Source organism: Uniformispora flossi (genome assembly GCF_049534875.1).
In the GTDB taxonomy this organism is placed as follows: domain Bacteria; phylum Actinomycetota; class Actinomycetes; order Streptomycetales; family Streptomycetaceae; genus Yinghuangia; species Yinghuangia aomiensis.
Window position 1 is genome coordinate 4,857 of the sequence record NZ_JBMULZ010000004.1, and the last position, 20,762, is coordinate 25,618.

General features: G+C 71.7%; 15 protein-coding genes. 6 read left to right on the plus strand and 9 right to left on the minus strand.

Annotation, left to right across the window (positions count from 1 at the left end):
* Window positions 1–118: 118 nt before the first annotated feature.
* Both ACPA54_RS09890 and mtnA read right to left on the minus strand, forming a co-directional pair.
* Window positions 119–1,264 (minus strand): sugar ABC transporter substrate-binding protein, encoded by a 1,146-nt coding sequence (locus tag ACPA54_RS09890; RefSeq protein WP_423528316.1) that lies wholly within the window; start codon window positions 1,262–1,264, stop codon window positions 119–121.
* Window positions 1,265–1,305: 41 nt separating this feature from the next.
* Entirely contained in the window at window positions 1,306–2,376 is a 1,071-nt protein-coding gene (gene mtnA / locus ACPA54_RS09895; RefSeq protein ID WP_423528317.1) for an S-methyl-5-thioribose-1-phosphate isomerase, read from the minus strand.
* A 90-nt stretch (window positions 2,377–2,466) separates the two neighbouring features.
* Between mtnA and ACPA54_RS09900 the strand changes: the two genes are divergently transcribed.
* Window positions 2,467–3,192 (plus strand): GntR family transcriptional regulator, encoded by a 726-nt coding sequence (locus ACPA54_RS09900; protein ID WP_423528318.1) that lies wholly within the window; start codon window positions 2,467–2,469, stop codon window positions 3,190–3,192.
* Between the two features lie 91 nt (window positions 3,193–3,283).
* Here the strand turns inward: ACPA54_RS09900 and ACPA54_RS09905 are convergent, their stop codons facing one another.
* Together ACPA54_RS09905 and ACPA54_RS09910 are read right to left on the minus strand one after the other, a co-directional pair.
* Window positions 3,284–5,248, minus strand: coding sequence for a bifunctional aldolase/short-chain dehydrogenase (locus ACPA54_RS09905; protein ID WP_423528319.1), 1,965 nt, complete (start codon window positions 5,246–5,248; stop codon window positions 3,284–3,286).
* Window positions 5,249–5,368: 120 nt separating this feature from the next.
* Entirely contained in the window at window positions 5,369–6,010 is a 642-nt protein-coding gene (locus ACPA54_RS09910) for a TetR/AcrR family transcriptional regulator (protein ID WP_423528320.1), read from the minus strand.
* Between the two features lie 159 nt (window positions 6,011–6,169).
* On the opposite strand from ACPA54_RS09910, the gene ACPA54_RS09915 reads away from it, so the two are divergent.
* From ACPA54_RS09915 to ACPA54_RS09930, 4 genes are all read left to right on the plus strand, one after another.
* On the plus strand, window positions 6,170–7,666 hold the full coding sequence (locus ACPA54_RS09915) for an APC family permease (RefSeq protein WP_423528321.1): 1,497 nt from the start codon (window positions 6,170–6,172) through the stop codon (window positions 7,664–7,666).
* Between the two features lie 51 nt (window positions 7,667–7,717).
* The gene (locus ACPA54_RS09920; protein ID WP_423528322.1) at window positions 7,718–9,325 is read left to right on the plus strand and encodes an amidohydrolase; all 1,608 of its coding nucleotides are present in this window, start codon (window positions 7,718–7,720) and stop codon (window positions 9,323–9,325) included.
* 159 nt (window positions 9,326–9,484) lie between these two features.
* Entirely contained in the window at window positions 9,485–11,203 is a 1,719-nt protein-coding gene (locus tag ACPA54_RS09925; RefSeq protein ID WP_423528323.1) for an MFS transporter, read from the plus strand.
* A gap of 74 nt (window positions 11,204–11,277) precedes the next feature.
* The gene (locus tag ACPA54_RS09930; protein WP_423528324.1) at window positions 11,278–11,562 is read left to right on the plus strand and encodes a hypothetical protein; all 285 of its coding nucleotides are present in this window, start codon (window positions 11,278–11,280) and stop codon (window positions 11,560–11,562) included.
* Window positions 11,563–11,568: 6 nt separating this feature from the next.
* Here the strand turns inward: ACPA54_RS09930 and ACPA54_RS09935 are convergent, their stop codons facing one another.
* The 4 genes from ACPA54_RS09935 to mfd form a co-directional block, all read right to left on the minus strand.
* Window positions 11,569–12,600 (minus strand): nucleoside triphosphate pyrophosphohydrolase, encoded by a 1,032-nt coding sequence (locus ACPA54_RS09935; RefSeq protein WP_423528325.1) that lies wholly within the window; start codon window positions 12,598–12,600, stop codon window positions 11,569–11,571.
* Between the two features lie 136 nt (window positions 12,601–12,736).
* Entirely contained in the window at window positions 12,737–13,525 is a 789-nt protein-coding gene (locus ACPA54_RS09940) for a hypothetical protein (protein WP_423528326.1), read from the minus strand.
* 162 nt (window positions 13,526–13,687) lie between these two features.
* Entirely contained in the window at window positions 13,688–14,299 is a 612-nt protein-coding gene (locus ACPA54_RS09945; RefSeq protein WP_423528327.1) for a SurA N-terminal domain-containing protein, read from the minus strand.
* Between the two features lie 202 nt (window positions 14,300–14,501).
* A complete protein-coding gene (mfd, locus tag ACPA54_RS09950; protein WP_423528328.1) occupies window positions 14,502–18,047 on the minus strand; it encodes a transcription-repair coupling factor in 3,546 nt (1,181 codons plus the stop codon).
* Between the two features lie 720 nt (window positions 18,048–18,767).
* Here mfd and ACPA54_RS09955 point away from each other — a divergent pair.
* Complete coding sequence (locus ACPA54_RS09955) at window positions 18,768–20,225, plus strand: aldehyde dehydrogenase family protein (protein ID WP_345673733.1); 1,458 nt, start codon at window positions 18,768–18,770, stop codon at window positions 20,223–20,225.
* Between the two features lie 62 nt (window positions 20,226–20,287).
* Here ACPA54_RS09955 and ACPA54_RS09960 read toward each other — a convergent pair whose 3' ends face one another.
* The gene (locus ACPA54_RS09960) at window positions 20,288–20,662 is read right to left on the minus strand and encodes a Uma2 family endonuclease (RefSeq protein WP_423528329.1); all 375 of its coding nucleotides are present in this window, start codon (window positions 20,660–20,662) and stop codon (window positions 20,288–20,290) included.
* Window positions 20,663–20,762: the final 100 nt, after the last annotated feature.

A 20,762-nucleotide genomic window follows, 5' to 3' on the forward strand; every position in this document is an offset into this window, starting at 1 on the left:
CGCGGGGTGGTCGCGGCGGTCGCAACCGCGCCCCGCGCCGCCAGGGGACGCGGCCCGCGCCACGCGGTACCGACCGGGGCGCGCCGCCGGCGGTCGGCCGGCGGCGCGGTCTGCGGGATCAGCCGGTGGGCTGGACCTGCGGGATCCAACCGGCGCCGAGGTAGTCGGGCGTGGTCAGTTCGGGAAGGCCCTTGCGCAGGTCCTCCATGTTGGTGATGTTCTTCTCGCGCAGCTGGTCCTGGGTGATCAGCGCGGCGGGGATCGTCATCTTCTGCGGCATCTGCACGCCGCCCGCCTGGGCCACCGCGGCGCGAGCCACGATCTGGCCGACGTTGGACGGGTCGGTGGCCGCGGTGGCGCGCCACGGGCTGTCGGCCTGGGTCATGAGCTGGATGTCGGCGGTGGAGATGTCCACGCCGTACACCTTGACCTTGGACATGCCGTTCTGGCGCAGGGCGATGAGCGTGCCCTTGGCCAGTTCGTCGTACGCGGCGAACGCGAGGGTGGTGTCCTTGGCGCCGGTAAGCGCCGACGCGCCTTCGCTGGCGGTGTCCGCGGCGACCGACTCGGTGTACTTCCCGAACTTCGCGGACTGCGTGAAGGAGGGGTTGTCCTTGAGGAACTGCTTGTAGACCGCGTCGCGCGAGTCCAGCGGCGCGATGCCCGAGACGTTGACGTAGGCGACCTTGCCGCCGCTCGCGTTCTCCTGCTTCATGAAGCCGAGGATCTTGTTCGCGATGGACGCGTCGTCCTGCGAGATGTAGACGGCCTTGCAGTTGGAGATCGCGACGTCGTAGACGACGACCGGGATGCCCTTGCTGATGGCCAGGTCGATCTTCGGGTTGACCGAGTCGGCGAGGCCGTGATCGACGATGATGACGTCCGGCTTGGTGTTGATCGCCTCGTCGAACTGGCTGACCTGGGTGGCGTTGTTGCCGCGCGCGTCGTAGACGGTGACCTCGCCGCCCGCGGCGCGGATCTGCTTGGTCGCGCCGTTGCCCCACTGCTCGAAGTAGTCGCCGACGCCGGACTGGCGGACCAGGGCGACCTTGAAGCTCGCCTTGAGCCCGGCCGGCTTGTCGGCGGGCAGTTTGAAGGCGTTGTCGACGGTTCTGTTCGTCGTGCAGGAGGACGAGCCGCCGCCCGCACCCGAGGCGCCGCTTGAAGCGGCGTCGTTCTTGTCGTCGGTGTTCTGCGAGCAGCCGGCCAGTACGGAAACGCCGAGGGCTGCGGCGGCCAGCACGCGTATCGCCGGTGACTTCATCCTGGTCTCCTCGTCGGGGGGACGGTCGTGAGGGGCGGTGCTCAGTCCGCGGGGCCGGCCGGGGCCGGCTTGTCCGCGGGGGTCTCCTTGGCGGCGGTGTCGACGACGCGCGTGTCGGTGACGATCGCCGTGATCAGGTCGACGGGCGTGACGTCGAAGGCCGGGTTGACCGCGGTGGCACCCGCGGGGGCGGTGCGCACACCGTGGAAGTCGACGACCTCGGCGGTGCCGCGGTCCTCGATGTGGATGGCGTCACCGTCCGGGGTGGCGACGTCGACGGTGGTCTCCGGTGCGACCACCAGGAACGGCACGCCGGCGCGCTGGGCGGCCAAGGCGACGGCGAACGTGCCGATCTTGTTGGCCGTGTCGCCGTTGGCCGCGATGCGGTCCGCGCCGACCAGCACGGCGTCGATGCCGCCGCGCGCCAGCGTGATGGCCGCCGCGGAGTCGACGATGAGGTCGTACCGGGCGCCCATGCGGTCCAGTTCCCATGCGGTGAGCCGGGCGCCCTGCAGCAGCGGCCGGGTCTCGCAGGCGACGGCGCGCGCGAGGCGCCCGTCGGTGTGCAGCTTCTCGATGACGCCGAGCGCGGTGCCGTGTTCGACGGCGGCGAGCGCGCCGGTGTTGCAGATGGTCATCACCGTCAGCTCGGGCTTCCCCGGCACCAGCCGGGCCAGCAGCTCGGCGCCGCGGTCCGCCATGGCCGCGCAGGCGGCGATGTCGTCGTCGCGGACCTTGAGCGCGGCTTCCAGCGCCGCCCAGGGCCCGCCCGCGTCGTACGCGGCGAGCGCGGTGTCGACGCCCCACGCGAGGTTGACCGCGGTCGGCCGGGCGGCGCGCAGCGCGTCGATCTCGGCGCGCGCGGCGCGGTCCGCGGCCGGGTCCGCGGCGGGATCGTCCGGCAGCCCCCGCACCGCCAGGGCGACGCCCATGGCGCCGGCCACGCCGAGTGCGGGGGCACCGCGCACCGCGAGGCGCCGAATCGCGTCGATGAGAGCGTCGACACTGTCGATGCGGAGGTCGACGAGGTTCTCCGGCAGCTTGGTCTGGTCGATCAGCCTGATGTGCTCGGGGGTGCTCCCCTGCGCCGGTACCCAGTCGATCGTGCGCATCCGCCCCGCCTCCGTTCCTGATAAACCCGGTCTCGTCGACCAAGTGAGGCGAAGTTGTCAGACGACTTGGGAACTGTCAAGATGTTACGTATGGCGACCCACATCCGGAGGCCGCTGGCCGACGACATCGTCCGGTCCCTCAAAGCCCAGATCCGCGACGGGAATTACCCCCCGGGTACGCGACTGCCCACCGAAGCCGAGCTGTGCAAGCGCTTCGGGGTGTCGCGTGCCACCGTGCGGACCGCGCTCAAGGAACTGCACGTCCTCGGCCTGATCCGCACACAGCAGGGCGCGGGCACGTTCGTGCTCGACCAGCCTTCGGTGCAGGACGGCCTGGAGCGCATGGGGTCGATCACCGAGCGGATCAGAGCGAGCGGCAAGGTGCCCGGGCACGAGTACGGCCGGCGCACCCTGCGCCAGGTGCTGCCCGACGAGGCGGAGCGGATGGGCGTGCCCGCGGACACCGAAGTCCTGGAGCTGCGGCGGCGGATCACCGCGGACCACGATGTGGTGGCGTACTCGTACGACCTGATCCCGCGCGACCTGTTCCCCGCCGATTTCGACCCCGACACTCTGTCCGGGTCGATGTTCGCGGCGTTCGAGAACCTGCTCGGGCGGCACCCCACGCTCGGCCTGGCCAAGGTGCACGCGGTCATGTCGGCGCACATCGCCTGGGGGCCGGACGCGGCCAAGCACCGGCTGTTCGTGCTGCTCGACCAACTGCACTACGACGCGGCGCACACGCTGCTGGCGTACTCGAAGACGTACTTCGTGGAAGGCGCGTACGAGTTCCAGATCGTGCGCACCAGCGACTGACCCCGGACACCCGCGGAAAGGCCCGGAGGCGGCTGCCTCCGGGCCTTTCCGCGTCTCCCTGGCTCCTTGGCCTTGGGGACTCCGGCACTGCTCAGACCACGCGGTCGCTGCCGCCGTCGACCGGGAGCTGGGCGCCCGTGGTGGCGCGGAAGTCGTCCGAGCACAGCCGCACGACGGCGTTGGCGACGTCGGCGCTCGCCACCTCGATGTGCAGCAGGTTGCGGCGCTTGTACTCGTCGGGCGTCAGGCCGTAGCTCGCCGCCCGTTCCGCGATCACCTCGGGCGTCCACAGCCCGGTGTCGAAGACCGCGTCCGGGTGCACGACATTGACCCGGATGCCGTCCGCCGCCCACTCCAGCGCGGCGACCCGGGCGAGCTGCGTGACGGCGGCCTTGGACGCCGAGTACGCGACCGCACCGGGGCCGGGCGCCGGGACGTTCTTGGACGCGATGAGCGCGACCCGGCCGCCGCGCGGGGCCAGCGCCAGCAGCGGGTGGATCTCGCGGAACAGCACCGCGACGGCCTCGGTGTTGACGGCCATCGACCGCCGCCAAGTGTCCGTGTCCAAGGCGGCGATCGGCATGCCGGACGCGAACACGCCCGCGCTGGGCACCGCGATGTCCAGGCCGCCGAACCGCGTCACCGCGGCGTCCAACGCCGCGCCGACCGCGGCCGCGTCGGTGACGTCGACGCGCTGCCCGAGGTACTCGGGGCTGTCGGAGAGCGTCTCGACGGCGTCGTGGAGGTCCCATCCGACGACGCTCGCGCCTGCCGCCAGCAGCGCCCGGGCGCACGCCCGCCCGATGCCCGACGCGGCGCCGGTGACCAGCGCGACCTCGCCGGCGAACGCGGGAGGGGCACCGGCGCGGCGGAGCTTGGCCTGTTCGAGGTCCCAGTACTCCAGATCGAAGATGTGGGCCTCGGACGCGGGTTGGTAGCCGCCGAGCTCCTCGGCCTTGGCGATCACGTCCATCGTGTGCAGGTAGATGTCGCGGGCGATGTCGGAGTCCTTCGCGCGGCGGCCCGCGGTGAGCATGCCGAGCCGCGGGTCCAGGACCACGCGCGGCGCCGGGTCGAGCCGGTTCAGCTCGGTGCCGCGGCGGGTGTGGTTGCGGCCGAAGTACGCGTCGTAGTCGGCCGCGTAGGCCTCCACGTCGGTCCCGACGAGCGCGGTGCGCTTGGTGCGGATGACGTGGTCGGGCGTCGCGGGGCCGCGGGTGGCGACCGCGGCCAGGTCGTCGCGGGCGACGAACGCGGCGGTGGCCTCGTCGGTGTGCCTGCCGACCACCATCGGGTGACCGGCCGCGCCGCTGACCGCCCTGCGCAGCGCGGCGAGTTCGGTACGCGGCACGTCCGGCAGCGCGGGTGCGGGGCGGGGCGCGGTGCGGCCGGTGTGCGCGGCGAGGTACTCCTCGGCGCGAGTGATGAGGTCGATGTGCCGGGTGTACGCCTCCTCCGTGCGGTCGCCGAAGGTGAACAGACCGTGGTTGAGCAGGACCATGCCGACGGTGCCGCCGTGGGACCGCTTCGGCCAGAGCCGGGCGCACGCGACGGCCAGGTCGAAGCCGGGCATCACGTAGGGCACCATGACGACCTCGTCGCCGAAGACCTCGCGGATGACGTCTTCGCCGTTCGCCAGGTTGGTGAGCGAGAGGATCGCGTCGGCGTGGCTGTGCTGCACCGCGCGGTGCGGCAGCATCGCGTGCAGCAGGGCCTCGACGGAGGGGTCGGGCGCGGCCGCGTCGAGGAGCGCGCAGCGCAGTTCGTTGACCATTTGCGGGTCGGACAGCGCGGGTACCCCGAGCAGTTCGCGCAGCCGGGCGAGGCGGAGCGGGGCGAAGCCGTTCGTGCCGATCGTGGCGAGGTCGTGGCCGCTGCCCTTGACGTGCAGGACCTCGACGTCGGCGCCGGTCACGTCGGCGACCGTGGCTTTGACGGAGGTGTTGCCGCCGCCGTGCAGCACCAGGGTCGGCTCGGCGCCGATGAGCCGGGACCCGTACGCGCACTCCTCCAGCGGGCTCCCGCCGGCCTCCGCATCCGTCCACCGATTGCGCATGGGTGAGCCGCCCCTCTCGATCAGGTGCATCAGGCAATGTCACGGCAAGTTGTCTGACAACCTAGAAGAGGCTGAGGGTGAGGTCAACAGACAACCGGGGCATGCCGTGGGCGCGGGGGTTTATGCCGGCCCGTCCGTCAGCGCCGCCAGTTGGGCGGTCAGACCGCCGATCAGCGCCGCCAGCCCCAGTTCGAAAGCGACCTCGGCGCGGCCCGCCTTGGCAGTACCCGCGGCGCGCAAGGCGGCGGCGAGCTGGGGGACTTCGTGCTCGCGCTCGGCGACGTCGATCATCACGTCCGGGGCGGCCTGGTCGAAGGACGCGCCGACCAGGAAGTTCTCCACCGACGTCAGCACCGGCACGATCGTCTCGGGCGGCCATCCGCCGCGGGCGAGGGCGTCGACGACCGTTTCGAACATGTCCAGGGTCGCGGGCGAGGTGACCGTGGTCGTGGTGATCAGCCCGATGACGTTGGGGTGCCGGGCGAACGCCGTGCGGTAGGAGCGGCCCCACGCGATGAGCGCTTCCGACCACGGCCGGTCGGCGAAGCCGCTCATGTCCATTTCGTCGACGATGAGCACGCGGATGCCCTCGACGATCGCCGGGCGGCCGTCCACATGGTTGTACAGCGACGCCGACTTCACCCCGAGCCGGGCGGCGAGCTTCGGCATGCTGAAGGCCTCGACGCCGTCGGCATCTATCAGCGCGAGCGCCTCGCGCACGATCAGGTCGGCGCTCAGGAGCGCGCGGCGCGGCCTGCCCATGGCGGCTTACTCCTCGGTGGCGATCGGGCACGCCCGCGGCGGGGCATTGCGGGACAAGTTTTGCACCTTTTCCGAGACGCGGGGTCTATGCGCCCGGCCGGTCTGGCAGTACGGTCGGCGCACTAAAACTGCAGCCTGTAGTTTTCCACGGAGACGCCCATGACCATGCACGGCACCCCTCCCCCGCCCGGCGCCGACGCTGCCGTGCCGACCTCCTCCGCCCCCACCGACGAAGGGCATCTGACCCGCGGCGCGATCGGCACCGGCGACCTGGTGTTCTTCGTCGTCGCCGCGGCCGCGCCGCTCACGGTCATCGCCGGCGGCGCTCCGCTCGCCATCGGCATGGGTGGAAAGGCCACCCCGTTCGGCTACTTCGTGTCCGGCCTGCTGCTGATGTGCTTCGCGGCCGGGTTCACCGCGATGAGCCGGTACGTGCGCAACGCCGGCGCCTTCTACGCCTACATCGGCCAGGGCATCGGCCGCCCCGCGGGCGTCGGCGCCGCCTACGTCGCGATCCTCGCCTACAACATGGTCGAGGTCGGCCTGCTGGCCGGCTTCGGGTTCTTCGCCGAGACGGGCATCGACAGCGTGTTCGGCTTCCACATGGTCTGGTGGGCCTGGTCGCTGATCGGCCTCGTCGCGATCGGCGCGCTCGGCTATCTCAAGGTCACCTTGAGCGCCAAGGTGCTCGGCGTGGCGCTGGTCCTGGAGTGCCTGATCCTGCTCGTGCTGGACGGCGGCATCTTCGCCGACGGCGGCGGTCCGCAGGGCCTCGACTTCACCGTCTTCAACCCGAGCCACCTCGGCGACAGCGGCGTCGGCGGCATGTTCGTCCTGGCGATAGGCGCGTTCGTCGGGTTCGAGGCGACCGCGATCTACGCCGAGGAGGCCAAGGACCCGGCCCGCTCGGTGCCGCGCGCGACCTACATCGCGGTGGGCTTCCTCGGCATCTTCTACGCGTTCTCCGTGTGGATGGTCCTCAACGCCTACGGCTCGGACAACGCGCAGGCCGTCGCGCAGGGCGAGGGCGGCCCGGACATGGTGTACACCGCGGCCGGCCACTTCGTCGGGCAGTGGGCGTCCGACACGATGCACGTCCTCATCATCACCAGCGCCTTCGCGGCCACACTCGCCTTCCACAACGGCGCCGCGCGCTACTTCTACGCGATGGGCCGCGAGGGCCTCATGCCGCGCAAGCTCGCCACCATCGACCGCCGCATGGAGTCGCCGGTGGTCGCCGTGGTCGCGCAGTCGGCACTGGCGCTGATCGGCGTCCTGGTCACGATCGCGGTCGACGCGGACCCGTACATGATCACGTTCCTGTGGACCAATGCGACCGGCATCCTCGGCGTCATGGCCATGCAACTGCTCGCCGCACTCGCGGTCATCGGCTACTTCCGCAAGGACCGCCGCGGATTCCCGGTGTGGCGCGTCGTCGTCGCACCGATCGTCGCGGCCGTCGGTCTCGGCTACATGATCTACAAGGTCGTCGACGGTTTCGACATGCTGACCGCGTCCGGCGACTCGACGAACGCCGCGCTCATCGTGCCGATCCCGGTGGTGTTCGTCATCGGCGTCGTGGTCGCGCTGAGCATCCGGGCACGGCAGCCGGAACGTTATGCAAAGCTCACCACGGTCGACGTCGAACGCGACTGACGCCTCACCCCGAACGCAGCAAAACCCCGGCACGACAAGGAAATCGACGCAGTGTCCGACTCCTGGCTGTTCCGCGGCACGATCCGCACCGGAGACCCGCACCACGGCGACACCGACGCACTGGCCGTACGCGGCGGAAGAGTGGTGGCGGTGGGCGACGCCGCGGCGGACTTCGCCGCCGACCACGTCGTGGACCTCGGCGCCGGCATCCTGATGCCGGCGTTCGGGGACGGGCACGCGCACCCGATGTTCGGCGGGCTGGAGCACTTCGGCCCGCGGATCAAAGGCCTGGCCTCGGTCGACGCGATCGTCGCCGAGGTCGGGCGCTGGGCCGCCGCGCATCCGGACGAGGACTGGATCGTCGGCGCCAGCTACGACCCGGCGCTCGTGCCGGACGGCGCGTTCGACGCACGGTGGCTCGACGCCGTGGTCCCGGACCGGCCCGTCGTGCTGCGCGCGTACGACTACCACACGGTGTGGTGCAACTCCGAGGCGCTGCGGCGCGCCGGGGTCACGGCGGACCTGCCGGATCCGCGGCTCGGCTGGATCGTCCGCCGCCCGGACGGCTCCGCGCTCGGCACGCTGCGCGAATGGCACGCCTGCGACCTGGTGTTGGACCGGATCCCGGGCCGGCCGACCGAGGAACTCGTGGACGCGCTGCGGATCGCCGGGCGCACGTTCGCCGCGGCAGGCGTCACCTGGGTGCAGGACGCCTGGGTGGAGCCGGAGATGGTCGATCCGTACCTTGCCGCGGTGCGTGCGGACGCCTTGCATGTGCGCACCAACCTGGCCTTCCGCGCCGACCCCGACCGGCACCTCGACGCGCAGCGGGACGTCTTCACCGCGGCCCGCCGCCGGGTCGCCGCGGAAGGCCGCGGGCTGTTGACCGCGAACACCGTGAAGTTCTTCGCGGACGGTGTCGTCGAGTCGGGCACCGCCGCCATGCTGGAGCCGTACTGCGATGCCCCGCATTCGTGCGGCATGCCGGTCTGGAATCCCGAGCAACTCGCGGATGCCGTGGTGGCGTTCGACGCGGTGGGCTTCCAAGTGCACATTCACGCGATCGGGGATGCCGGAGTCCGTGCGGCCCTCGACGCCGTTGCCGCGGCGAAGATCGCCAATCCGGAGTGGGACCGGCGTCCGGTGATCGCCCATGTGCAGCTCGTCGATCCCGCGGACCTGATGCGCTTCGCGGCCTTGGGCGTGATCGCCAACTTCGAGCCGCTGTGGGCGCAACTCGACCCGCTGCAAACGGTTCTGACGGTCCCCCGGCTGGGCGGCAAGCGTGCCGAGCTGCAGTACCCGATGGGCGACTTGGCGCGCCGCGGGGTCGCGTTGTCGTTCGGCAGCGACTGGCCGGTCAGCTCGCACGTGCCGATGGAGGGCGTGCAGATCGCGGTCACCCGCCGCACCGCGGACGGCGCGCCGGCGCCGGAGGGTTGGACACCGCATCAACGGCTGTCCGTCGACGAGGCGTTGGACGCGTACACGACCGGCGTCGCGCACCAGGCTTTCGCGGACGACCGGAGCGCCGGGCTGGTGCCGGGCGCGCCCGCGGACCTGGTGTGGCTCGACCGGGATCCGCGGACCGCCGACCCGATGGCGCTCTCCGCGACGGCGGTCCTCGGGACGTGGCTGGGCGGCATCCGCAAGTACTGACCGACGGCTCCCGGACGCCTCCGGAGGCCTTCCGGAGGCGTCCGGAGACGGCGCTTTGTCGCCGTGCCGACCCCGGTGCCGGACCCCCTGAACGCACTTGTCACAATCGCACATGCGGCGGTTCGTGCGGACACGTGTGCGACCAACTGGGGGCAATACATGGCCAATACCATGGACGTGGCAATACCCGGCACCGGTGACGACGCCTCGCCGGAGCCCGACCGCAAACGGTGGATTGCCCTGGCGGTCGTGCTGACCGCGGGGTTCATGGATCTGCTCGACGTCACGATCGTGAACGTGGCGATCCCCGCCATCCAGGACGAACTCGGCGCGAGCTACGCGTCGGTGCAGTGGATCGCGGCGGCCTACGCGCTGTCCTTCGCCGTCGTGCTCATCACCGGCGGCCGGCTCGGCGACATCTTCGGCCGCCGCAGATTGTTCGTCATCGGCATGGCGGGCTTCACCTTCGCCTCGCTGCTGTGCGGGGTGGCGACGGGGCCCGGGATGCTCATCGGGGCACGCGCGTTCCAGGGGCTGATGGCGGCGATCATGGTGCCGCAGATCCTGGCCATCGCACATGTGTCCTTCCCGCCGTCGGAGCGCGGCAAGGTCTTCGGGATGTACGGGGCGGTCGCCGGGATGGCCGCGATCAGCGGCCCGATCGTCGGCGGACTCCTCATCCAGGGCGACGTGTTCGGCTGGGGCTGGCGACCGATCTTCCTGGTCAACATCCCCGTCGGCATCCTGGGGATCGTCGCCACGCTGATGTTCGTCCGCGAGTCGAAGGCGCCGCACGCGTTGAAGCTCGACCTCGTGGGGGTCGGGCTCGTCACGTCCGGGCTGCTGATGCTCGTCTATCCGCTCGTGCAGGGGCGTGAACTCGGCTGGCCGTGGTGGACGTTCGCCTTGATGATCGGCTCGCTGCCGGTCTTCGCGGTCTTCGTCGGGTACGAGCACCGCAAGACCCGCCGGGACGGGTCGCCGCTGGTCGAGCTGGGCCTGTTCCGGGCCCGGTCGTTCTCGGTGGGCATGGTCGTGCTGCTGCTGTTCCAGGGCTGCATGGCGGCGTTCTTCCTCACCTGGTCGCTGTACCAGCAGCTGGGCTTGGGATGGTCGCCGCTGCACGCGGGCCTCGCGGGGGTGCCGTTCTCGCTCGGGGTGTCGGTCGCGGCGGGCCTGTCGATCCAGTTCCTGGTGCCGCGGCTCGGGCGCAACGTGCTGAGTCTGGGCGCGCTCGTACTGGCCGGCGGGCTGGTTGCCTACGCGTGGGCCGTCGACCACTTCGGGATCGGGATCTCGGCGTGGGAGATGCTGATTCCGCTGGTGGTGATGGGGCTCGGCATGGGCCTGCTGCTGCCGCCGCTGGCCGACACGGTGCTGTCGGGTGTGGCGCCGAAGGACGCGGGTTCGGCATCCGGTGTGCTCAACGCGGTGAACCAGCTCGGCAACGCGATCGGCATCGCGGTGGTCGGTGTGGTGTTCTTCGGCCTGATGACGGCGCAGTCCGGCCCGGCGGCGGCCAAGGCGGTCCCTGACCTGCGCCGCGACCTCGCCGCGGTCGGCATCGTCGGCCGCGACCAGGACGTCCTGGTAAAAGCTTTCCGCGCCTGCGTCCACGACCGCTCCAGCGAGCAGGACCCGGCCGTCGTGCCGGCGTCCTGCGACGACAGCAAGCTGAAGTCCCTGCCGCAGCCGATGCAGGACCAGGTCCGCACCGCGGTCAACAACGCCGGCATCACCGCGGGCGCCACCGACTTCGCGCGGTCCTTCCAACGCAACCTGTACGGCGTCGCGGGCGGCCTGGGCCTGGTGTTCGTCCTGATCCTGGCACTGCCGAAACGGGTGGAGAACGTGCACGAGGGCGTGCACGTGGGGTGACGGGCCAAGGCCCGGGGCGTTGCCGACGCCCCGGGCTAGGCTGGTGCGAGTACAGCCGCCAGTGGGGAGGGCACGTGTCCGACCAGCTCTACCGTGTCGAGTTCACCGAGACCGCAGCCGAGGTCCGTGACAGCCTGCCCGCCGAGCGCCGGGCCATGCTGGATCGCGGGGTGCGGGTGCTCGCGCGCGATCCGTTCAACAAGGCCGCGACCGGCCCCATCGGCCCCGACGACAGTTACCGCAAGGCCTACGTCGCACCCGGCCTCGTGCTGGAGTACACCGTCGTCGCCCAGATCCTGGTCGTGATCGTCATGCAGCTGTTCGACGAAACGGCCTACCTGATCGACCAGGACATCTAGCGCCCGTCAGCCCTCCCGCGGCGTGCTTTCCGCTGCGCGGATCCGGTCGCGGTGGCGGAGGGCGGCGGCTCGGAGGGCCGTCTCCGGGTCGATGCCGTGGGCGGCGGCCAGGTCGGTGACGGTGAGGAGCAGGTCGCCGACGGCGGAGGCGTCGACGGTGTCCGGGGCGGCGATCGTGCCGGGGACCGGGACGTCGAGATTGCCGCGGCGGGTGCGGGAGATCAGCTTGGCGGCGAGGGACAGCGCGGGCTGGCCGAGCGGGATACCGTCGACGACCGACTCGCGCTCGCTCTTCTCCGCCGACTTGATCTCTTCCCAGTTGCGTTCGACGTGCTCCGCGCTCTCCGCGACGACGTCGCCGAACACGTGCGGGTGGCGGTGCATCAGCTTCTCGACGATGCCCGCCGCGACGTCGTCGATGCCGAACGGGTCGTCCGCGTCCTCCTCGGCGACCCGGGCGTGGAACACCACTTGCAGCAGCACGTCGCCGAGTTCCTCGCGCAGGTGCGCGCGGTCGCCCGAGTCGATCGCGTCGACCAGCTCGTACGCCTCCTCGACGAGGTAGCGCACCAGCGACTCGTGGGTCTGCTTCGCGTCCCACGGGCAGCCGCCCGGCGACCGCAGCCGGTCCATCACCGCGACCAGGTCCAGCACCCGCGCGCCCGGCAGGTCCCACGAACCGGGCACCACCTCGATCACCGGGAACGCCTCCGGATCGGCCGCCGACGCCTGCGCGAGGGCCGCACCCAGCTCCGGGTCGCCGTCCGACGCGGACAGCCACAGCACCCGCCCGGACCGCGCGTCGGCGAGCAGGCGCCGGACGAGGCCCCCGACCGGCACCTCCCCGACGACGGTCACGTCGACCCCGGCCTCGCGCAGGTAGGGAAGCTGTGGATGCCCCGCCTCCCCGGTCAACACCTGGTCCGCCTCGCGCAGCACCTGCCACGCGGGCCAGGACAGCAGCCCGGGGGCCACCCGGTGCGTGCCGGTCAGCAGGATCAGACGGGGCAAAGCGGCAGTGGGGCTGAGATCACTCACGGCATCACCGTACGCGGATCGGCGGGCACGCCGCCGGGCATATCGTCCCGGCGTCGCCCGGATCGGGCGGCCGGGCCTACCGTCCCGGCGTCGCCCCGGTCCGGCGGCCGGCCCGCGGGGCACCGGCCCCGAGCCGTCAGCCCGGCGGCAGCGGCCTGCCCGCCAGCGCCGCCTTGACCCGGTCGACCTGGCGGCGGAGGAGGTCCTCGTCGGGCATTTCGGGGCTCGGGCCGTCGAGGTTGACGTACGTGGCCTCGATCAGCACGTCGCCGACCCGCACGACGGCGGCGGTGTGCGCCCACCCGGACGTCGCCGACCCCGCGGGCGGCCGGGTGACGACCGCCATCGCGTACGCCTCGTCGCCCAGCCGCACCGGGGGCACGGACGTCGTCTCCTGCGTGAACTTCTTGCCGTCCTGCGTGGACGAGAACGTCGCGCAACGCGGCAGCACCTCGCGCACCCGGTCGATCAGCCGCCCCGCGTCCGCCGCGCCGAACGCCGCGACGGTCACCCCCGACAGGGCCCGGTCGCGCGGGGACATCGCCACGATGGCGGCGGTCCCCATCGGAGGAATGCCGGCGTTGCCAAGGTTGAGCAGCTCGCTCGCCTTCGCGCACTCGGGCTTGTCGATCACGATGGGCCCTTTGCCGGGCATCGTCGCCGTGTCGGTCGCGGGCAGGGTCTGCCAGCCTGCCGGGAAGGCGTCCTCACCGACGAGGGCCTCGTCGAGCTGATCGGACGTCAGATACCGCCGGGCCGGACCGCCGTCGTCGGACGGCGTCGGCGTCGGTGCGGCGGAGCCCGACGGCGTCGGCTTCGCCGCGGCGGCGCCGTCCACGACGTCGCCTATCCCGGCCCCGCACCCGGCAAGCAGGAGCACGGCCGACAGCACGGCAGCAGAACGGAAACCCGGTATCCCGGACACGAGCGCAGTCCTCCCCAGCCCCCGGTCCGCGTGCGACCCCCCGCACGCGGCGCGCAGCCGCCGGGCAACCGGTCGGATGTCCGTGCGGCGCGCTCATCCTGCCAGGTCAGGCCGGAAATGCGCGCGCGGGTTCCGGAGTGTGGGCAGTCCGCCGTGGTGCCGCTACGCCGTCGTCAACTGGTCCGGCTTCAGCCACGGGTACACCGTCGGAGCGATGTCGCCGAACGTCCACGCGCTGCCGTAGCGCGGGTTGATCGTGATCGTCATCGACTTCGCGGTGTCGTTGAGGATCCGGGCGAGCGCGGCCGGCACCGCCTGCGAGTTCAGCGGCACGCCCGCGGCCTGGAGCAGCTTGATCTGCTGCAGCTGGGTGCGCACCCACGCGTCGACGCGGTCCGCGGGGACGCCGTCTTGGGCCTTCGCGGTCGCCAGCGAGATGCCGTTGCCCTGCTCCCATTGGCGCTTCGCATCGTCGATCTCGGTCGCCGTCACGGTGATCTTCGCGCGCTTGGCCGCCTCGTCGGTGACCTGCTGCTCGACGAGTTGGGACAGCTGGTCGTGGGTCTCCTGCACGCCGGGCTCGGGTCGCGCGCCGACGCTCTCGCGGGCGTCGACGGCTTCCTTGACACGGTTGTTCAGCGTGGAGATCTCGATCCGGTCGCCGTTGACCACCGCGGCGGCACCGGACTTGGTGTCCGAGCAGCCGGTCAGCGCGAGTCCGGCGAGGACGGCGAGGAGGGCGACGGCGGGAACGGAACGCGACGTGCGACTCACACGAACTCCTGGGGTTCGATGGCGCTGGTACGGCGGCTTCGTGCTTTGCGTATGACCCATGACCAACGATCAAAGATACGACCGGGCACGCAAGAAGATCCGCAACTTCGTCAAGTTTTTGGCACGGGTGGGCCAGGACGGCGACGGGTGCGACACCGGAGCCGGTGTCCCACCCGTCGCCGTACCCTGCCGATCCGGCGGTCTACTTCGCCCCGATCGGCTCCAGGATCACCGCGTCCACCAAGTCCCGCGCCCAGTCGAGCAGCGCGGTGTCGCGCAGCGGCTGCCCGCCGATCCGCGCGGTCATCGGCTTCGGCACCAGGATCTGGTGCACCGCCGACTTGACCAGCGTCTTGGGGAACAGCCGCTGCAGCCGCAGTTGCTGCGACTCGCGCAGGTCGACCGGGCCGAAGCGCACGAAGTTGCCCTGCAGCGTCACGTCGGACAGCCCGGCCTTCCGCACGTGCGCCCGGAACTTCGCGACCTCCAGCAGGTTCTCCACCGGCACCGGCAGCGGCCCGTAGCGGTCGGTCAGCTCCTCGCGCACCGCGGCCACGTCGTCCTCGCACGTGATCGCGGCGATCCGCTTGTACGCCTCCAGCCGCAGCCGCTCCCCCGGCACGTAGTCGTGCGGAATGTGCGCGTCGACCGGCAGTTCGACCTTGACCTCGGGCACTTCCTCGGCCTGGTCGCCCTTGTACTCGGCGACCGCCTCGCCGACGAGCCGCACGTACAGGTCGAACCCGACGCCCGCGATGTGCCCCGACTGCTCGCCGCCGAGCAAGTTGCCCGCGCCGCGGATCTCCAGGTCCTTCATCGCCACGAACATGCCCGCGCCCATCTCGGTGTGCTGGGCGATGGTCGCCAGCCGCTCGTGCGCGGTCTCGGTGAGCGGCTTCTCCGGCGGATACAGGAAGTAGGCGTACGCCCGCTCGCGCCCGCGCCCCACCCGCCCGCGCAGCTGGTGCAGCTGCGACAGGCCGAAGTTGTCCGCCCGCTCCACGATCAGCGTGTTGGCATTCGAAATATCGATGCCCGACTCGACGATCGTCGTGCACACCAGGACGTCGAACTCCTTCTCCCAGAAGTCCACGACGACCTGTTCGAGGGCGTTCTCGTTCATCTGCCCGTGCGCCGTCGCCACCCGCGCCTCGGGCACCATCTCGCGGATCTTCGCGGCCGCCTTGTCGATCGACTCGACCCGGTTGTGGATGTAGAACACCTGGCCTTCGCGCAGGAGTTCGCGGCGGACCGCGGCGGCGATCTGCTTGTCGTCGTACGGGCCGACGAACGTCAGCACCGGATGCCGCTCCTCCGGCGGCGTGGTGATCGTCGACATCTCGCGGATGCCGGTGACCGCCATCTCCAGCGTGCGCGGGATCGGCGTCGCGGACATGGTCAGCACGTCGACGTTGGCCCGCAGCTTCTTCAGCTGCTCCTTGTGCTCGACGCCGAACCGCTGCTCCTCGTCGACGATGACCAGGCCGAGGTCCTTGAACCGGGTCTCGTTGGAGAACAGCCGGTGCGTGCCGATGACCAGGTCGACACTGCCCTCGGCGAGCCCTTCGAGGGTCGCCTTCGCTTCGCCGTCGGTCTGGAAGCGCGACAACGCCCGGATGTTGACCGGGAATTGCGCGTACCGCTCGGCGAACGTCGAGAAGTGCTGCTGGACGAGGAGCGTGGTCGGCACGAGCACGGCGACCTGCTTGCCGTCCTGCACCGCCTTGAACGCGGCGCGCACCGCGATCTCGGTCTTGCCGTAGCCGACGTCGCCGCAGATCAGGCGGTCCATCGGGACCGTCTTCTCCATGTCGGCCTTGACCTCCTCGATGGAGGACAGCTGGTCGGGCGTCTCCGCGTACGGGAACGCGTCCTCCAGCTCGCGCTGCCACGGCGTGTCCGGGCCGAACGCGTGGCCGGGCGCGGCCATCCGCGCCGAGTACAGCTGGATCAGCTCGCCGGCGATCTGCTTGACCGCCTTCTTCGCGCGCGACTTGGTCTTCTGCCAGTCCGCGCCGCCCAGGCGGTGCAGCGAAGGCGCTTCGCCGCCGACGTACTTGGTGACCTGTTCGAGCTGGTCGGTGGGGACGAACAGGCGGTCGCCGGGCTGGCCGCGCTTGGCGGGCGCGTACTCCAGCACCAGGTACTCGCGCTGCGCGCCGCCGACGGTGCGCTGCACCATTTCGACGTACCGGCCGACGCCGTGCTGCTCGTGCACCACGAAGTCGCCCGCCTTGAGCTGCAGCGGGTCCACGACGTTGCGGCGCCGGGACGGCAGCTTGCGCATGTCCTTCGTCGAGCTGCGCTGCCCGGACACGTCGGTCTCGGTGAGCACGAGGAGCTTGAGGCTCTCCGAGACGAAGCCGTTCTCGATGCGGCCGGTGGTGACGTGCACCAGGCCGGGGCCGGGGGCGCCGGCCAGGTCGGGCTCCAGCCGCGCGGTGACGCCTTCTCCGGAGAGCAGTTCGACGTAGCGCTGGGCGGGGCCGTGACCCTCGGTGACGAAGACGACACGCCAGTCGTCGGCCAGGCGGCCCTTCACGTCGGCGAGCACCCGCGCCGAGTCGCCGCGGTACGACTCGACGGCGTGCGCGCCGAGGGCGGCGGTGTCGGCCTCCAGGCGGATGTCCAGGTCGGTGTCCGCGCCGAACGGGCTGGCCGTCCACCACGGCACGCCGATCTCCGCGGCGTGCTCGCGCACGTCCGCGAGGCTGCGCAGGGACGCGGCGCCCAGGTCGATCGGGCTCTCGCCGCCGCCGGCCGCGGCCGCCCACGACGCGTCCAGGAATTCCTGGCTGGTCGCCACCAGGTCGGCCGCCCGGGTGCGCACGCGCTCCGGGTCGCACACCACGACGTGGCTGCCGGCGGGCAGCACGTCGAGCAGCAGCTCCATGTCGTCGACGAGCGCCGGGGCGAGGGACTCCATGCCCTCGACGGCGATGCCCTCGCTGATCCTGCCGAGCATGTCGCCCAGGCTGGGGTGGTCTTCCAGCAGCGCGGCGGCGCGGCCGCGGACCTCGGGGGTGAGCAGCAGCTCGCGGCACGGGGGCGCCCACAGGCCGTCCGAGGCGATCTCCAGGGAGCGCTGGTCGGCGACCTTGAAGTAGCGGATCTCCTCGACCTGGTCGCCCCAGAACTCGACGCGGAGCGGGTGCTCCTCGGTCGGCGGGAAGACGTCGAGGATGCCGCCGCGCACCGCGAATTCGCCGCGCTTTTCGACCAGGTCGACGCGCGCGTAGGCGGCCGCCGCGAGACGTTCGACGATGTCGTCCAGATCGGCGGAGTCGCCGGCCGCGAGGCTGACCGGGACCAGGTCGCCCAGGCCGCGCACCTGCGGCTGCAGGACGCTGCGGACCGGCGCGACGACGACCTTGAGCGGCCCCCCGACGGTGTCCGGGGCGCCCGGGTGGGCAAGGCGGCGCAGCACGGCGAGGCGGCGGCCGACGGTGTCGGAGCGGGGGCTGAGGCGCTCGTGCGGGAGTGTCTCCCACGCGGGGAATTCCACGACCGAGTCGGGCGGCAGCAGCGAGCCGAGCGCGCTGACCAGGTCTTCGCTCTCCCGGCCGGTCGCGGTGACGGCCAGCACGGGACGCTCGGCGCGGGCGGCCAGCGCGGCGATCACGAACGGACGCAGCGCGGGGGGTCCGACCAGGTCGAGGTGGGGGCGCCCGCCGCTCCGCGCGGCCGCGACGGCCTCCGCGAGGGCGGGATCGGTGACGAGGGCATCAAGGAGACCGGTGAGGCTCATGAGTTGCGCGGATCCTCCGGACGGGCGGCGCGCGGGCAACGCGGAACGCCCCGGACCTGAAGTGGGGCCGGGGTGACTTCCAGACTACGCGGGCGCGACCGCGGACGCGGGGCGGCGGCCGGGACAGCGGCGGGTGGCGGACGGGGGACCGACGGCAGGGCGGAGAACGCGCGGCCGGGCAAGGAACCGACGGCGGGGCGGGGAGCGGGCGCCCGGACAACGAACCGACGGCGGGGCTGGGGTGGCCGACTGCGGAGGGAGGCCGGAGCGGCGGGGCCGAAGGGCGCACGTGACCGGTCCAGCCCTGACCTCGCCCGCGGCCCTGGCCCCGGCCTCGCTCCGCCCCGGCCTCGCCGCGGCTCGGCACGCGTCCGCCGCGGCCCGGCCGGCACGGCAGCCGACCAACCCGTGAGTGCGCCCTGGCCCTCGCCTCGCCTCACCCGCCCCCCGCCGCGGCCCTCGCCTGGCCGCATCCCGGCCTCCCCGCCGCGGCCCGCCCCGTCCGGCGTCGCCGCCCCAGCGCGGCTCCCCCTCGCGGTCGGTGTGACGATTGCCGCTCCCCGGTTGGGGCCTTGCCTCTTGGCAACGGAAGGCGTAGGGGATCAAATGAGAGCCGAGGAAATCTGACGAGCCGTCGGATTACCGTGCGTGACAACGGGTCGCACGGGCCGTACCCACCGGTCCACCAGGCGTTACAGGGCGAGGGAGACGACGCAGCATATGAGCGGCGAGGCGCAGAAGCTCTTCATCGGCGGCGAATGGGTCGAGCCCGACCGCGGCCACTACGAAGTGATCAACCCGGCCACCGAAGAGGTCGTCGGCCTGGCTCCGGACGCGTCCGTCGAGCAGGCGTACGCCGCGGCCCAGGCCGCCTCCGAGGCGTTCGACTCGTGGTCCCGCACCACCCCCGAGCAGCGCGCCGCGATCCTCGACCGCGCCGCCGACCTGCTGTTCAAGGGCGGCGACCTGCCCGCGCTGGCCGCCGCCGAGTCCGGCGCGACCCTGCAGACCGCGACGATGATGCAGGTCGGCACCGCGTACGCGCGCTTCAAGCGCTACGCGAAGGGCGCCCTGGAGCCCGTCGAGAACGCGCTGGTCCCGCAGGTCACCCCGGCCACCGCGCTCAGCAAGGCGGGCGTCTTCGGCTCGCTGGTGGTCCGCCAGCCGGTCGGCGTCGTCACCTGCATCACGTCGTACAACAACCCGCTGGCGAACTCCGCGGGCAAGATCGCCCCGGCGCTGGCGATGGGCAACACCTGCGTGGTCAAGCCCGCCACCCAGGACCCGCTGGCGATCTACCGCATGGTCGAGGCCCTCGAAGAGGCCGGCCTGCCCAAGGGCGTCGTCAACGTCGTGACCGGCTCGGGCGTGGACGTCGGCGAGGCGACCGTCGACTCGCCGTTCGTCGACATGGTCAGCTTCACCGGCTCGACCGCGGTCGGCCAGAAGATCGCCGAGGTCGCGGGCCGCGGCATGAAGCGGCAGCTCATGGAACTGGGCGGCAAGGGCGCCTGCGTGGTCTTCGACGACGCGGACATCGCCGCCGCGGTGGCCGGCATCGGCACCGTGTGGAGCTTCTACTCCGGCCAGATCTGCACCGCCCCGACCCGCGTCATCGTGCAGCGCGGCGTCTACCAGCAGCTGGTCGCGGCCCTGGAGCAGTACGCCAAGGCGCTCAAGGTCGGCAACCCGGCCGACGAGGGCGTCGTGGTCGGCCCGGTCATCTCCGCTCACCAGCGCGCGCACGTCGAGAAGCTCATCGCATCCGGCAAGGCCGAGGGGGCGCACGTCGTCACCGGCGGCGACCGCCCGGACCTGGAGAAGGGCTTCTTCGTCGCCCCGACGCTGTTCAGCGAGGCGACGAACCAGATGTCGATCGCCCGCGAGGAGTTCTTCGGCCCCGTCGTCACGGTCATCCCGTTCGACGACGAGGAAGAGGGCATCAAGATCGCCAACGACTCGGACTACGGCCTGATCAGCTACGTCTTCTCCGGCGACGTCGAGCGCGCCTTCCGGGTCGCCCGCCGCATCCGCTCCGGCGGCGTCAGCATCAACACCGTCGGCCGCAACATGGAAGCCCCCTTCGGCGGCTTCAAGAAGTCCGGCGTCGGCCGCGACGGCGGCTCCTACGGCCTCCACGCCTACAGCGAGATCCAGTCCCTCGTCTGGCAGGGCTGACCCACCCCGCACCATCCGCGACGGCCGCCCCGGGATCCTTCCCCGGGGCGGCCGTCGCGCGTTCAGAAGCGGCTCGTGTCCAAGTCGAGGGCGAACGGGTCCGGAAGAGGGACGGGGGTACCGAACGGATACGCGCCCTCCACCGACGCGCCCTCCACCGACGAATAGCCCTGGTTCGTCGGGCCCCACAGCAACGTGCAGACTCGGTCTTCCCGGTCGACGAGCAGGAACAGCGGCGCTCCGTATTCGCCGTAGCGGGCCCGTTTGGCCGCGCGATCGGTGTCGGCGGTCATGGGCGAAGTCACCTCGACGACGAGCAGGGTCTGAGCAGGCACAAGGCAGACGGCGTCTTCGTCGAAGAAGCGGGCCGGAGCCACCACGAGGTCGGGGACATACCAGTTGCACGTCCCGGGCAGATCCACGTTGCCCGACCCCATTCGGCACCCGAGTTCATCCACGCGGCGCCCGAGCTGCCTCCGGGCCTCGCCGTGACCGACTCGTGCCCCCACGACCGGGACGCCGTGTGGAGTACTCCTT